Origin of the sequence: Brevundimonas variabilis (genome assembly GCF_014199945.1) — a bacterium.
GTDB classification, from domain to species: domain Bacteria; phylum Pseudomonadota; class Alphaproteobacteria; order Caulobacterales; family Caulobacteraceae; genus Brevundimonas; species Brevundimonas variabilis.
Map to the genome: position 1 here is coordinate 549,139 of NZ_JACHOR010000002.1, position 14,246 is coordinate 563,384.

The window sequence follows — 14,246 nt, forward strand, 5'->3', positions numbered from 1 at the left end:
GGCGATGGCTTCAGTAAGCCTGGCTCTCGGCCGGGCGCTCCTCGAGGTGCCCATCCTTGAGGGCAAAGACCCGATCCATATGCCCTGCCAGTTCCATGTTGTGGGTGGCGATCAGGGCCGCGACGCCGGTCTCCTTGACCAGCTTCTGCAGGGCTTCGAACACCGTATGGCTGGTGGCCGGGTCAAGGTTGCCGGTCGGCTCGTCGGCCAGGAGCAACCGCGGGCTGTTGGCGAGGGCGCGCGCCAGGGCCACGCGCTGCTGCTCGCCGCCCGACATCTGCGGAGGCTGGTGCAGCACGCGCTCGGCCAGGCCCAGCGATCCAAGGGCAGCCTCGGCCAGCCGCCGCGCATCAGGCTGCGACCGGCCTGCGATCCGAAGCGGCAGGGCAACATTGTCCCGCGCATCGAACTCGGGAAGCAGATGGTGGAACTGGTAGACGAAGCCGATCCGCGACAGGCGGATCCGCGTGCGGGCGCGCTCGTCGAGCGCCCCGACATCCTCCCCGTCGATCAGGATCCGCCCACTGGTGGGTCGCTCCAGCAGACCTGCGGCATGCAGCAGAGACGACTTGCCTGATCCCGATGGCCCGATCAGCCCGACCAGTTCGCCCGGCATGATGTCCAGATCGACACCCTTCAGGACCGTCAGATCCCCGCGGCCGGTCTTGTATGTTCGGGTGACGCCTCTGACGGACAGCACGGGGGCGGAAGATGAAAGACTACTCATAACGCAGAGCCTCGACCGGATCGATCCGCGAGGCCGACCAGGATGGCGGCAGGCTCGCCACGCAGCTCATGACCAGCGACCAGACGGCCACCCAGAAGACGTCGAGCGGATCCACAAGCGCCGGGATTGCGTCCAGCATGTAGACGTCGGCATTGAAGACCTGGACCCCGGTGATGGCCTCGACAGCCCCCTGGATCGCACCGATGTTCCAGCAGAAGAGCAGTCCAAGCGTCAGCCCCGCAAACGTACCGGCGACCCCGATCGTGGCCCCGGCCATGAAGAAGACTCGCAGGATCGACGACGGGCTGGCTCCGATCGTCCTCAGGATGGCGATGTCCCGCCCCTTGTTCTTCACCAGCATGACGATGCCGGAGATGATGTTCATCGCCGCGATGGCGACGACGAGCCCGAGGATGATGCTCATGGCCACACGTTCGACCTTCAGCGCGCCATAGAAGGCCGCGAGGCGCTCGCGCCAGTCACTGACGATGGCCCCGGGCCCCGCTGCCTCGCGCACAGGGTTCAGATAGCGGACCACATTGTCAGGCTCGGCGACCTTCATCTCGACGACGTCCCAGAGACCTTCCTTCCCGAAGAACAGTTGGGCCTGCTCGAGGGGCATGAAGATGAAGGCGCGATCGTAGTCCGCCGTACCGGACGAGTAAGTGCCCCCGACCCTGTAGGTCTTCTGCAATCCACCGAGGTTTCCGAACGCGCTGTCCGCGCCTGTTGGAGAATAAAGCGTGATCGGATCTCCGATCCGGAGCCCCAGATCGTCTGCAAGAGACTGACCGATGAGGATATTGTCGCCGCCATAGGCACCCTGGCCGAAACTCGCGCGAGCCTCGGGCGACAGGCTGGAGGCGACATACTGCATGCCGTCCAGATCCTCCGGCTTGAGACCCCGGACGAAGCCTCCCGTCGTAATGCCGTTGGCCCGGAAGATCGCCTGGTTCTCGGTAATGGCGCTGACGCTCTGGACACCCGGCACGGTGCGCAGCCGCTCGAGCATGGCGTCCCGGTCCGGCGAAGTCAGGACCGGTCCGGCCACGTACATATGGCCATTGAACGACAGCATCCGGCCGAGCAGCTCGGACCGGAACCCGGCCATGATGCTCATCACGCTGATCAGCACGGCAACGGCCAGCATGATGCCGACGAAGCTGATGATGGCGATCAGGGCGACCCCGCCTTCCTTGCGCTTGGCGCGGAGGTAGCGGAGCGCCAGGCCAATTTCCCAGCTGGAGAAGGCGCCCGCCGGCTTTCCGGTCGTGGTCGTCAAGCCAGCGTCTCCAGTGCCTGATCCAGCGGCAGGGTCAGCTTCTCGCCGGTGGCTCTACGTTTCAGTTCGACTACGCCATCCGCCAGACCCTTGGGCCCGATCGTCAGCTGCCAGGGAATGCCGATCAGATCGGCTGTCGCGAACTTCCCACCCGGACGTTCGTCCGTGTCGTCGTAGAGCACCGATCGCCCGGCCGCCTCGAGTTTCGCGACAGCCTCCTCGCAGGCCACGCAGACCGCCTCGTCGTTGACGCGCAGGTTGATCACGACGACGTCGAACGGGGCCACGGCGTCGGGCCAGATAATGCCGGCCTGATCATGGCTGGCCTCGATAATGGCACCCAGCAAGCGCGATACCCCGACCCCATAGCTGCCCATGTGGACATCGGTGTCCTTGCCATCCGGCCCCGCGACTTTCGCCTTCATCGGTGCCGAGTATTTCGTCCCGAAATAGAAGATATGGCCCACCTCGATCCCACGCGCGGTCAGGCGATCCGCCTCGGCCGTCTGGCTTTCGAAGAGGGCCTCATCATGCATCTCTTCGGTGGCGGCATACTTGCCGATCCGCTCGTCAACGATGGCCTGCAGATCATCCCAGTCCACACCGGGGCCCGGTGCGGGCATCTCGACCAGGGCCTTGTCGCAGAACACCTGGCTCTCGCCTGTCTCGGCAAGGACGATGAACTCGTGGCTCAGGTCGCCGCCGATCGGGCCGGTATCGGCGCGCATGGGCACAGCCTTGAGACCCAGCCGGGCAAAGGTGTTCAGATAGGCCACGAACATCCGGTTATAGGCCTTGCGCGCCGAGGCCTCGTCGATGTCGAAGGAATAGGCGTCCTTCATCAGGAATTCGCGACCGCGCATGACCCCGAACCGTGGCCGGCGCTCGTCGCGGAACTTCCACTGGATGTGAAACAGGTTCAGCGGCAGCGCCTTGTAGCTCTTGACGAAGCTGCGGAAGATGTCGGTGACCATCTCCTCGTTCGTGGGGCCGTACAGTAGCTCGCGCTCGTGGCGGTCGGTAATCCGCAGCATCTCCGGGCCATAGGCATCGTAGCGGCCGCTTTCGCGCCACAGGTCCGCCAGCTGCAGGGTCGGCATCAGCAGTTCGACCGCCCCTGCCCGCTCCTGTTCCTCGCGCACGATCTGTTCGATGCGGTTCAGCACGCGCAGGCCGAGCGGCAGCCAGGCATAAATCCCCGCCGCCTCCTGTTTGATCAGGCCCGCGCGCAGCATCAGCTGATGCGACACGATCTGGGCGTCCGAGGGCGCTTCTTTCAGGGTAGGCAGGAAATAGCGCGACAGGCGCATGGCAGAATCCGGTTTGTCAGGGCGACCTGAGCTTTAGCCGGGTCATGAGGGCAAAAGCTAGGCGTCAGCCCACGTTCGGCAGCGGCAGCCACCCGGTCCACAGCAGGATCATGACAAATGCCCACAGCAGAGCCGAGACCCAAGTCGTGGTCAGGAATTTCTGCTTCAGACGGGGGTTTTTCGGCGCACCCCACTGGGCTCCATCCGTCGGACGCTCCTGGGCCTCTTCCGACATGCCGATCGGCAGCACGGCAAACAGGACCGTCCACCAGCAGACGATGTAAACGGCGAACATGGTGATCGGACCGATTGGCATCAGTGGGCTTCCTTTGGAGTTTCCATCAGTTCGATCAACAGGGCGCCCATCTCGCGCGGATGCAGGAACAGGATCGGTGTTCCGTGGGCCCCGATGCGCGGCGCTCCGCTGCCGAGGATCCTGGCACCTTTGGCGATCATCTCATCCCTCGCCACAAGAATGTCGGGGACCTCGAAACACAGGTGATGCTGGCCACCACGCGGGTTTTTCTCGAAGAATCCGTGAAGGGTCGACGTTTCACCAAGCGGCTCGATGAGCTCGATCTGGGTATTGGGCACATCGACGAAGCAGACGCGGACGCCCTGCTCAGGCAGGTCGAACGGCTCGCCGATCGCCGTCGCACCCAGCATGTCGCGATAGACGCGGACACTGTCCTCGATCGAAGGGGTCGCGATGCCGACGTGGTTCAATCTTCCGATCATGGCTCGCTATGACCCCTGCAACGCACCGGGGCAAGCGGCACCCAGCCCAGGAGCCCGGAATGCCAGCAGGATGGATCGTCGCACCTCAGGCTCGACGAGGCCGGCATCTTGCAGAATACATCCCACGACCGTGTTGGAGTTGGGGGCCAGCAGGCCATAAGTCTGCTCCAGGGCCTCCAGCCTTTCGCGCGCCGCATCCAGCGCCTGCGGGGCCCGTGCCACGACCGACGGGTCCCGACTGACGATCGTCATCTCGTGCAGGGCTTCGCCAGAGCTGGGAAAGTCATAGGCACGATCGTCATAAGGCGTGATCCGCGCCGTCAGCCGGTCGAGCGCCTCGGTTTCGCCAGGAAATTTCCCGTTCTGACTGGCTGAGAACACCAGGGCAGGCCCCGTCTCCGGCACCACCAGGATGTAGGCATGGCGGGGGAACAGCATGTAATGGGCCAGCCATTTGGTGACCCACACCATGGGCGGACTGTCGGGCCCCAGCGCGTGCGCCCCGACATAGATGCCGGATGGCAGGACGCGTCCGTCGATGCGGCCATTAACTGCTTCCATCCGGTCGACCATGACCTGATCCAGCAGGAAGGTGCCTCCCTCGCTTGCGGCCTCGAAATGGGCGCGGATGGCGGCAGCACCGGGCTCGGTTCCCAGCCTGCCCCCATGGATGACCTCAAACGCCCGATCCGATGTCGTCTGACCATTTGGCGTGCTGAACCAGAGCACCCCCAGCTCATGCGCGGTTCGGGCGGCGGGATTTTCGCCCCGGAACGTCGACAGGCTCAAACCGAGATTGATCAGGCAGAAAAGCGCGAACACGCCGCTGAGCGCCTGAAACCCGATCAGGGTCCACTTGGCGACCCCGTGAAGCGGGTGACGGGCATGGCGGACGCGATCGAGGACCTGATCCCCGGTCGCCTTCACCCGATCCCCTGCTCGCCCCATGACTCAGAGCCGGAGAATGACCGTTTCGACGATCGGCCGGCGATCCCAGATCTGCTGCGCGGCCTTCTTCAGCACGCGCCCGACCGCCTGTTCGACGACCATGTCATCGTCCTTGGCCCCGCCCTTGAGACTGCCGACGGCCTGCTCGACCCGTTCAGCCAGATCATCGAGCGCCTCGCCCAGAGGCGTGACCTCGTCACCGGGCAGGCCGATGGCGCGCACGTCGATGTCCGAAACGATCGAGCCGCGCTTGTCCATGGCAAAGCTGACGACCAGCACACCATTGGTCGAGGCGTGCCGCCGCTCGCGCAGGGCCTCGCCCTGTTCGGTCACCACCATGCCACCGTCGACGTACAGTCGGCCATTCGGGACCTCATCGACGATGGTCGCCGGCCCGGGGGCCAGGCGGACCATGTCGCCGTTCCGGGGCGTTACGGTCTCCGGCACGCCCAGCTCGCGAGCGAGCGCCGCATGTTCCATCAGGTGGCGGCGCATGCCGTGGGTCGGGATCGCGATCCGGGGCCGGGCCCAGGCATACATCTGGCGCATCTCGTCGCGGCAGGGATGCCCCGACACATGGATGCCAGGATGGTCCTTTTCTGTGTAGAGCCGGACACCGCGGTCAGCCAGCCGGTCCTGCAGTTCGGCGATGGCCATCTCGTTGCCCGGGATGACCCGCGACGAGAACAGGCAGTGGTCGCCGAGACCCAGCTTGATGAAGGGATGGGTGCCATGAGACACACGCGAAAGCGCCGCGCGGTCCTCGCCCTGGCTTCCGGTGCAGAGATACAGGATTTCGTTGGCCGGCCAGCCGCGCGCCTCGTCTTCCGACAGGATGCGCTTGGAGTCGCCGAACAGCCCGACGTGTTTCGCGGCAGCCGTGATACGGTGCATGGAGCGGCCCGCCAGCGCGACGCGACGACCGGCCTTTTCGGCCGCCTTCATGACGCTGACCATCCGCGCCACGTTCGACGCGAAACAGCCGACGGCGATCCGACCGGTCTTGAGCGAGCCGATCAACTGGATGAGCCCCTCCTGGGCCTCGAGTTCAGACCCTGCCTCGCCCTCAACGAACACATTGGTGGAGTCGCAGACCATGGCCAGAAGGCCGTCGTCGCCCATCTTCTGGATCGCGGCGATGTCGGTCGGCTTGCCGATGACGGGATTGGGGTCCAGCTTCCAGTCGCCGGTATGAAACACGGTCCCCAGTGGAGTGGTGATCTTCAGACCATTCGGCTCGGCGATCGAGTGGGTCATGGTGATCATGTCGACCTGGAACGGTCCCAGATCGATGTGGCCGCCCATCGGCACCTCGATGATCTTGACGTCCTTGAGGATGCCCGCATCGCGCAGCTTTTCGCGGATCAGGAAAGCCGTGAACGGCGTCGCATAGAGCGGGGCCTTGATCCGGCTCCACAGCCAGGCCAGCGCACCGATATGGTCCTCGTGCGCATGGGTCAGGACGATGCCCTTGATCGTCTCGCCTTCAAGGAAGGACGGGTCGGGGACAATGATGTCCACGCCGGGAGTCGACTGGTCGCCAAAGGTGACGCCGACATCGACAATCATCCACTGTCGGTTGGCTTCCGGCCCATAGCCGTAGGCATTGAGGTTCATGCCGACCTCGCCCGACCCGCCCAGGGGCAGGAAGACGAGCTCGTCGCTGGCGTTTGGTTTCATGTGTCTTTCAAATCAGAATTGCGGTGCCAGATTTCCAGCAGGCCGCGGATGGTCAGGTCCGGATCAAACCGGTCGATAGAATTCGTTGCGCCTTCAAACAGCGAGGCGACGCCGCCGGTTCCGATGACGGTCATGGGGCGTCCCCATTCCGTCTTGATGCGATCCACCAGCCCCTCGATCAGGGCGATGTAGCCCCAGAAGACCCCGGATTGCATGGCAGCGACCGTGTCCTTGCCGATCACCCGATCCGGCTTCTGGATGGCGATCCGGGGCAATTTTGCGGCGGCCTCATGAAGCGCCTGAAGGCTGAGGTTGATCCCGGGCGCGATCAGCCCACCCTCGAATGCCCCGTCGGCCGCGACGATGTCAAAGGTGGTGGCCGTTCCGCTGTCAATCAAGAGCAGATCGCCCGGATAGGTCAGGTGCGCACCGATGGCGTTGACCAGCCGGTCAGCCCCCGCCTCGGTCGGCTTGGTGATGCGGACATCAATGCCAAGCAGCGCATTTTCGCCGATCACCAGAGGCTCGACGTTCAGGTACCGACGGGCGAGGTTTCGCAGATTGAAGATCGACTGCGGCACCACGCTGGAAATGATGCAGCCATCCAGCCGCTGCATCGACAGGCCGCGCATTTCCAGCAACTGGTTCAGCCAGACGGCGTATTCGTCCCCGGTCCGGTTGCTTTCGGTCGCGGTCCGCCACTGGGCAATCCAGGTTTCGCCGTCATGCACGGCAAACAGCGTATTGGTGTTTCCCTGTTCGATCGCCAGCAGCATCACGCGGCCTCGTTGAAAAAGACGTCGCCCGCAGAAATCAGCCGCAGCGACCCGTCTGCCAAGCGCATCCGCAGCGACCCGTCAGGCGCCACGCCATCCGCAACGCCTGACACCGTCTCATGACCAAGGCGTGCCACGCACGGCTGGTCGAGACCTGGGGTCCGGGCTGCCCAGGCATCAAGCACGGGCTGGAAGCCGAGCGTTTCCCAACGCCCCATCCAGACGGCAAAAGCGTCTGCAAGGACCGCGGCACCCGCCTCGACCGGCGGGGCATAGGCGATGTCGGGTCGAAGATGCGCCGCCACCGATGTCGCGGGCCGCTCGGTGTCGTCGGGCGCGTGGGCGAGATTGACCCCGATGCCGACCGCCAGCCAGAGCCGCCCGGACGGATGGGTTCCCGACTCCACCAGGATGCCCGCCGCCTTGGCACCCTTGATGAGCACATCATTGGGCCATTTGATCGTGACGCTGTCCCGGACAACGAAGGCATCGAGCAGATCGGCGACCGCCAGAGCCGCAATAAAGGTGACCTGGGCTGCCTCAGCCGGGGCCTTTGCCGTCGTCATCAGGAGGGTTGCCGCCAGATTGCCCGTCTCGCTGAGCCATTCCCGACCACGGCGCCCGCGCCCCGAGGTCTGACGCCGCGCCACGATCCACACTGGTCCGGTCTCTCCGGCGTCAGCGCGACGCCGTGCCTCGGCATTGGTGGAATCCGTCTGATCAAGCAGAACTGTGGCGGCGGCGCTCACCGCCTAACCGGCTCCGAAGCCGGAGGCCGCGATCTTTGTCAGGGGCTCGAGCCAGGTCAGGCCGACGATCACCAGCGGGAAGGCAAAGGCAGCGCTGGCCCAGCCGATCCACTGGGATTCGACCGGGGCCTTGTCCGTCTTCACCGCATCCAGCGGCGCATCGAACCACATCAGCTTGATGATCCGAAGATAATAGAATGCGGCCACGACCGAGGCGACCAGACCGACGGCTGCGACCTGCCAGTAGCCGGCTTCGGCGGCCGCTCCGAAGACATAATACTTGCCCCAAAAGCCCGAAAAAGGCGGCATGCCCAGGACCGAGAGCGACAGGATGGTGATCGCCACCGCTGTCAGCGGGCGGTCCGTCTTCAAACCGGCCAGATCGGCGATCCTGCGGATCGGACGGCCGGACTTCGACAGCGACAGCAGGATGGCAAAGAAACCGATCTGGTCGATGACATACAGGGTCATGAACATCAGCATGGCCTGGAGGCCCTGCTCCGTCCCGGCCGCAATGCCCAGCAGCGCGTAGCCGATATTGGCAATCGAGGAATAGGCCAGCAGTCGCTGCACATCCTTCTGGGCGATGCCGCCGATGGCTCCGACCGCGAAGGAAATCAGGCAGATGAGGATCAGTACCTGAGACCACTGGTCATGGATCCCGCCAAAGCCCTCTGAAAGGACGCGCCCGATCAGGACCATTGCCGCCATCTTGGGTGCGGTAGCGAACAGGGCGACGACAGGCGTCGGTGCACCCTCGTAGACGTCGGGGGTCCACATGTGGAACGGTGCCGCCGAGACCTTGAACGCCAGACCGCAAATCAGGAACACCAGTCCGAAGATCAGTCCGACATTGGCTTCACCATCAGCAGCAACTGCGGCGATATCCTCGAACCGCATCGAGCCTGTGAAGCCATAGACGAGGCTGGCTCCGTAGAGCAGCAGACCCGACGACAGGGCACCCAGCACGAAATACTTCAGCCCGGCCTCCGACGCCTTGAGGTCGTCGCGGTGATAGGCGGCCAGCACGTACAGGGCCAGCGAGTGCAGCTCGATCCCGACATACATCGAGATCAGGTCGCCCGACGACGCCATCATGCTCATCCCGACAGCGGCCAGAACGATCAGGATGGGATATTCGAATTTGGCGATCCGGTTGCGCTGGATCCAGCCGCCGCCGAGGATCACGGCCACGGCGCTCAGCAGATAGATGGCGACCTTGCCATAGACAGCCAGCGGATCGGCCACGAAGGCACCGTCGAAGGCGACGCCCAGCGGACCTGTCGCGGCAACCGCAGCACCGGCCACCAGCAGGGCGACGGACAGGATCGAAACGAGACGCGCCGACTTTTCGCCGAGGAAGGCGCCGAGCACCAGCAGCACCAGCGCCCCGATCGTCAGGGTCAGTTCGGAGGCCGCGAGGGGAAGAGCAAGGGATAGATCAGGCATCAGGGTCTCACCCGCCGATCGCGGCGCGATAGGTGGTCACGACCGCATCGACGGATGCGGCGGTATAGTCGAGCACCAGGCCGGGCTGGACGCCCAGCCAGATCGTCCCGACGATCAAGGGCACAAAGATCGCGAGCTCGCGCTTGTCGATGTCGGTGATCGTCAGCAGGGCCGGGTTGGTGATCTCGCCGAACATGACGTTCCGGTACAGCGTCAGCGCATAGACGGCCGAGAAGATCACGCCCGAGGCCGCGACCAGCGCCGCCCAGGTCGAGGCCTCGTATACGGCCGTCATCGTCAGGATCTCGCCGATGAAGCCCGATGTCCCCGGCAGGCCGACATTGGCCATGGTGAACATCAGGAAGATCGCCGCATACCAGGGCATCCGGCTGGTCAGTCCGCCATAGGCCGCGATTTCGCGTGTGTGCATCCGGTCATAGACCACGCCGACACAGAGGAAGAGCGCGCCCGAGATCAGGCCGTGGCTCAGCATCTGGAAGACGGCACCCTGAATGCCCAACGCGTTGCCGCTGAAGATCCCCATGGTCACGAAGCCCATGTGGGCCACCGACGAATAGGCGATCAGCTTCTTGATGTCCGTCTGACGGAAGGCGACCAGCGACGTATAGACAATCGCGATCACGGACAGGGCGAACACCAGCGGTGCGAACTGTTGCGACGCCAGCGGGAACATCGGCACGTTGAAAAGGATGAAGCCGTAACCGCCGAGCTTCAGCAGGATGCCGGCCAGAATGACCGAGCCCGCCGTTGGCGCCTGGACGTGAGCGTCGGGCAGCCAGGTATGGACCGGCCACATCGGCATCTTGACCGCGAAGGAGGCAAAGAAGGCCAGCCACAGCAGCGGCTGGGCCTGGGCCGAGAAGGCATACTCCTTGAGTGCCGGAATGCTGGTTGTGCCGGCCTCATTGGCCATCCAGAGCATGGCCAGCAGCATCAGGACCGACCCCAGAAGGGTGTAGAGGAAGAATTTGTACGAGGCGTAGATCCGGTTGGCCCCGCCCCAGATCCCGATGATCAGGAACATCGGCACCAGCGTGCCTTCGAAGAAGATGTAGAACAGGAACAGATCCAGCGCGCAGAACACGCCGATCACCAGCGTCTCCAGCACCAGGAAGGCGATCATGTACTCGACGACGCGCGTTTCGATCGACTTCCAGCTGGCCAGGATGCAGATCGGCATCAGGAAGGCCGTCAGCAGCACGAACAGGATCGAGATCCCGTCTACGCCCATGTGGTAGCCCGCCCCGGCGAACCAGGCGAAATTCTCGACGAACTGATAGGTCGGATTGGCTGGATCGAACTGTATCACCAGCAGGACAGAAACCGCCAGCGTCGCCAGCGTCGTGAGCATTGCGACCCAGCGGGCGGTGCCGGCAGACGCCTCATCGGACTTCGCCAGCAGGCGCGCACCGAAGATCACGGCAGCCCCCAGGAGGGGCAGAAACGTCACGATCGTCAGGATATGGGGCATGGTCACGCTCCCCAGGCGTTAAGGGCGAACGCCAGCAGAACGGCCACGCCGATCAGCATCACGAACGCATAGTGATAGACATAGCCGGACTGGACACGTGCCAGACGCCCGGCTGATTTCAGCGCCGCCCAGGCAGCCCCGTTCGGGCCGAGGCCGTCGATGATACGCACGTCGCAGATCTTCCAGAAGAAGTCACCCAGAACCCGGGCCCCCTTGACGAAGAACAGGTCGTACAGCTCGTCGAAGAACCATTTATTGTACAGGAACGTCCAGAGCGGCCCCTTCCGGTCAGCCAGGCGACGCGCCAGGCCTTCTTTCAGCACATAGAGCCAGATCGCGGCCAGGGTCCCGATGCCGGACACCACCAGCGGGGCCCAAAGCACCCAAGTCGGGACCTCGTGACTGTCATGCAGGACATGGTTGTCGGCCGCGGTGAAGATAGCGCCACGCCAGAAGTCGTGTTCGTGATGACCGACAAAGTATTCGTAGAAGGCAAAGCCGGACGCCACCGCGCCGACCGACAGCAGCAGCAGCGGGACCAGCATCACCCACGGGCTCTCGTGTGGCTTCAGCGGGCCATGATGACCGTGGTCGCCGTGGCCATGATCATCATGGGCATGCGCATGATCGTCAGCGAGGGGCTCGGAGTGGGTTTCCAGCTGCGCGGCGCTGGCATGGTCGTCATGCGCCGCGTGCTCGGCGTCCTTCCAGGCCGGCTTGTTGTGGAAGGTCATGAAGATCAGACGCCACGAATAGTAGGCCGTCAGACCGGCTGCAAACAGGCCGATGAAGAAAACGAACAGGCCCGCCGGGCTGTAGTTGGCCGAGGCAAAGGCGCTCTCGAGGATGGAGTCCTTGGAGTAGAAGCCCGCAAACCCGAATTTGAACTCGTGTCCGGGGATGCCGAGGCCGGTGATGGCGATCGTCCCGATCATCATCACGGCATAGGTGACCGGCAGCAGCTTCCAAAGCCCGCCCATCTTCCGCATGTCCTGCTCGTGATGCATGCCGTGGATCACCGAACCGGCACCGAGGAACAGCAGGGCCTTGAAGAAGGCGTGGGTGAACAGGTGGAACATGGCGGCCTGATAGGCCCCGACACCCGCCGCGAAGAACATGTAGCCAAGCTGCGAACAGGTCGAATAGGCGATGACCCGCTTGATGTCGTTCTGTGCCAGACCGACCGTGGCTGCGAACAGGGCCGTGATCCCGCCCGTGATCGCGATCAGGAGCGAGGCCGTCGGCGCGTATTCATAGATCGGGCTCAGCAGGCAGACCATGTAGACGCCCGCCGTCACCATGGTGGCGGCATGGATCAGGGCCGACACCGGCGTCGGGCCCTCCATGGCGTCGGGCAGCCAGGTGTGCAGGAAGAACTGTGCCGACTTGCCCATGGCACCGATGAACAGCAGCACCCCGGCCAGATCGAGCGCGGACCAATCGTGGTTCAGGAAGACCCAGCCAGTGTTCTCGCGCGAGGCGATCAACGGGAACAGCTCGGCGAACTCGATCGTGCCGAACATCCAGAAGACAGTGATGATACCCAGCGCAAAACCGAAATCACCGACCCGGTTGACGACAAAGGCCTTGATCGCGGCGGCGCTGGCCGTGGGCTTCTTGTACCAGAAGCCGATCAGCAGATAGGACGCCAGACCCACGCCTTCCCAGCCGAAGAATAGCTGCATGAAGTCGGCGGCCGTGACCAGGGCCAGCATGGCGAAGGTGAACAGCGACAGATAGGCGAAGAAGCGCGGCCGGCTGTCATCCTCGGCCATATAGCCCCAGGAATACAGGTGCACGAGCGAGGACACGCTGGTGACGACGACCAGCATGACCGCCGACAGGGCATCGATCCGGATCGACCAGGCCGACTGGAAATCACCGACATTGATGAACGGAGCCAGTCTGATCGTGAAGGCCTCGAGCCCGCCCCAGGTCCACTGGGAAAACACGATCCAGGCCACAGCACAGGAGAAGAACAGTAGACCGGTCGTGATGGCCTGCGACGGAATATCGCCCAGCCGGCGACCGAAGAAGCCGACGACAGCGGCCCCGAGCAACGGCGCGAAGACGCCGAGGATGACAAGCAGTTCGAAACTCACGATCAGCCCTTCATCATCGAAGCGTCATCGACGGCGATGTCGCCGCGATTGCGGAAGAAGGTCACCAGAATGGCCAGACCGACGGCGGCTTCTGCGGCCGCCACCGTCAGGACGAACATGGCCATGATCTGCCCCTGCACGTCGTTCAGATAGGCCGAGAAGGCGACGAAATTGATATTCACCGCCAGCAGGATCAGCTCGACCGACATCAGGATGATGATGACGTTCTTGCGGTTCACGAAGATGCCGAACACCCCGATCGTGAACAGCATGGCCGCCACGGCAAGATAGTGCGCGAGGGTAACGACCATCAGCGGAGCTCCTCGGGGTTCAGGCCGGCACCCGTGACGGCTGCCTTGATCTCGATCGCCGTTTTCGCGTCGCGTCCGACCTGGGTCGCCACGCTCTGGCGCTTGACCCCGGGCTTGTGCCGCAGGGTCAGGACGATGGCACCGATCATGGCGATCAGCAGCACGATCCCGGCCGCCTGGAAGATGTAGACATAGTCGGTGTAGAGCACCCGCCCGATGACCTCGATGTTGGACGCCTCCGGTGTCGCTGGCGTCAGCGTATCCAGTCCGGCCGCGGCTCCGCCGTTCACCACAGCAAGGGATATCAGGATCATCTCGGTCAGCAGCACGGCAGCGATCACGAGGGCGAACGGGAGATAGCGCGCAAACCCTTCGCGAAGCCGGACGAAATCCACATCGAGCATCATCACGACGAACAGGAACAGCACCGCGACTGCGCCGACGTAAACGACAACCAGCAGCATCGCCAGGAACTCGGCCCCAAGCAGCACGAACAGACCGGCGGACGAGAAGAAGGCCAGGATCAGAAACAGCACGCTGTGCACGGGATTGCGCGCGGTCACCACCAGCAGGGCAGAGACCACGGCGACCGTCGCCAGCAGATAGAAGGCTATGCCTTGCAGCATGGAGGCTTTCGCCCTTTCAGACTCGGATTTGGTGCGGCGGAATCGCCGCACCTCTT

At 63.8% G+C, this 14,246-nt stretch carries 14 protein-coding genes; all 14 read right to left on the reverse strand.

Translation table 11 applies throughout. The annotated features are described in order from the left end of the window. Positions 1-10 precede the first annotated feature (10 nt). Positions 11-727, reverse strand: a complete 717-nt coding sequence (locus GGR13_RS07365) for an ABC transporter ATP-binding protein (RefSeq protein ID WP_183212833.1) — start codon at positions 725-727, stop codon at positions 11-13. Next, positions 720-2,009, reverse strand: a complete 1,290-nt coding sequence (locus tag GGR13_RS07370) for a lipoprotein-releasing ABC transporter permease subunit (RefSeq protein WP_183212834.1) — start codon at positions 2,007-2,009, stop codon at positions 720-722. Before GGR13_RS07370 ends, GGR13_RS07365 begins: the two co-directional genes overlap by 8 nt. Further along, positions 2,006-3,319, reverse strand: coding sequence for a proline--tRNA ligase (gene proS / locus GGR13_RS07375; RefSeq protein ID WP_183212835.1), 1,314 nt, complete (start codon positions 3,317-3,319; stop codon positions 2,006-2,008). The genes GGR13_RS07370 and proS overlap by 4 nt, the downstream gene beginning before the upstream one ends. A gap of 64 nt (positions 3,320-3,383) precedes the next feature. After that, on the reverse strand, positions 3,384-3,635 hold the full coding sequence (locus tag GGR13_RS07380; RefSeq protein WP_183212836.1) for a DUF1467 family protein: 252 nt from the start codon (positions 3,633-3,635) through the stop codon (positions 3,384-3,386). Continuing rightward, positions 3,635-4,057: a methylmalonyl-CoA epimerase gene (mce, locus tag GGR13_RS07385; protein WP_183212837.1), complete on the reverse strand. Its 423-nt coding sequence runs from the start codon at positions 4,055-4,057 to the stop codon at positions 3,635-3,637. Before mce ends, GGR13_RS07380 begins: the two co-directional genes overlap by 1 nt. Before the next feature lie 6 nt (positions 4,058-4,063). Then, positions 4,064-4,984, reverse strand: a complete 921-nt coding sequence (locus GGR13_RS07390) for a hypothetical protein (RefSeq protein WP_343060309.1) — start codon at positions 4,982-4,984, stop codon at positions 4,064-4,066. A 24-nt stretch (positions 4,985-5,008) separates the two neighbouring features. After that, a complete protein-coding gene (locus GGR13_RS07395; RefSeq protein ID WP_183212839.1) occupies positions 5,009-6,685 on the reverse strand; it encodes a ribonuclease J in 1,677 nt (558 codons plus the stop codon). Then, the gene (locus GGR13_RS07400; protein WP_183212840.1) at positions 6,682-7,464 is read right to left on the reverse strand and encodes a type III pantothenate kinase; all 783 of its coding nucleotides are present in this window, start codon (positions 7,462-7,464) and stop codon (positions 6,682-6,684) included. The genes GGR13_RS07395 and GGR13_RS07400 overlap by 4 nt, the downstream gene beginning before the upstream one ends. Continuing rightward, positions 7,461-8,210 carry a biotin--[acetyl-CoA-carboxylase] ligase gene (locus GGR13_RS07405; RefSeq protein ID WP_183212841.1) on the reverse strand — a complete coding sequence of 250 codons (750 nt, stop codon included), beginning with the start codon at positions 8,208-8,210 and terminating at the stop codon, positions 7,461-7,463. Before GGR13_RS07405 ends, GGR13_RS07400 begins: the two co-directional genes overlap by 4 nt. 3 nt (positions 8,211-8,213) lie before the next feature. Beyond that, complete coding sequence (gene nuoN, locus GGR13_RS07410; RefSeq protein WP_183212842.1) at positions 8,214-9,659, reverse strand: NADH-quinone oxidoreductase subunit NuoN; 1,446 nt, start codon at positions 9,657-9,659, stop codon at positions 8,214-8,216. Between the two features lie 7 nt (positions 9,660-9,666). Then, positions 9,667-11,151, reverse strand: a complete 1,485-nt coding sequence (locus tag GGR13_RS07415) for an NADH-quinone oxidoreductase subunit M (protein WP_183212843.1) — start codon at positions 11,149-11,151, stop codon at positions 9,667-9,669. 2 nt (positions 11,152-11,153) lie between these two features. Then, positions 11,154-13,253: an NADH-quinone oxidoreductase subunit L gene (gene nuoL, locus GGR13_RS07420; protein ID WP_183212844.1), complete on the reverse strand. Its 2,100-nt coding sequence runs from the start codon at positions 13,251-13,253 to the stop codon at positions 11,154-11,156. Between the two features lie 2 nt (positions 13,254-13,255). Then, a complete protein-coding gene (nuoK, locus tag GGR13_RS07425; protein WP_183212845.1) occupies positions 13,256-13,564 on the reverse strand; it encodes an NADH-quinone oxidoreductase subunit NuoK in 309 nt (102 codons plus the stop codon). Next, on the reverse strand, positions 13,564-14,190 hold the full coding sequence (locus tag GGR13_RS07430) for an NADH-quinone oxidoreductase subunit J (RefSeq protein WP_183212846.1): 627 nt from the start codon (positions 14,188-14,190) through the stop codon (positions 13,564-13,566). The genes nuoK and GGR13_RS07430 overlap by 1 nt, the downstream gene beginning before the upstream one ends. Positions 14,191-14,246 lie beyond the last annotated feature (56 nt).

Coding starts and splice junctions, on each gene's coding strand:
- GGR13_RS07365 (WP_183212833.1), bottom strand. CDS start 727: ATGAGTAGTCTTTCATCTTCCGCCCCCGTGCTGTCCGTCAGAGGCGTC.
- proS (WP_183212835.1), bottom strand. CDS start 3,319: ATGCGCCTGTCGCGCTATTTCCTGCCTACCCTGAAAGAAGCGCCCTCG.
- GGR13_RS07380 (WP_183212836.1), bottom strand. CDS start 3,635: ATGCCAATCGGTCCGATCACCATGTTCGCCGTTTACATCGTCTGCTGG.
- mce (WP_183212837.1), bottom strand. CDS start 4,057: ATGATCGGAAGATTGAACCACGTCGGCATCGCGACCCCTTCGATCGAG.
- GGR13_RS07395 (WP_183212839.1), bottom strand. CDS start 6,685: ATGAAACCAAACGCCAGCGACGAGCTCGTCTTCCTGCCCCTGGGCGGG.
- nuoN (WP_183212842.1), bottom strand. CDS start 9,659: ATGCCTGATCTATCCCTTGCTCTTCCCCTCGCGGCCTCCGAACTGACC.
- GGR13_RS07415 (WP_183212843.1), bottom strand. CDS start 11,151: ATGCCCCATATCCTGACGATCGTGACGTTTCTGCCCCTCCTGGGGGCT.
- nuoK (WP_183212845.1), bottom strand. CDS start 13,564: ATGGTCGTTACCCTCGCGCACTATCTTGCCGTGGCGGCCATGCTGTTC.
- GGR13_RS07430 (WP_183212846.1), bottom strand. CDS start 14,190: ATGCTGCAAGGCATAGCCTTCTATCTGCTGGCGACGGTCGCCGTGGTC.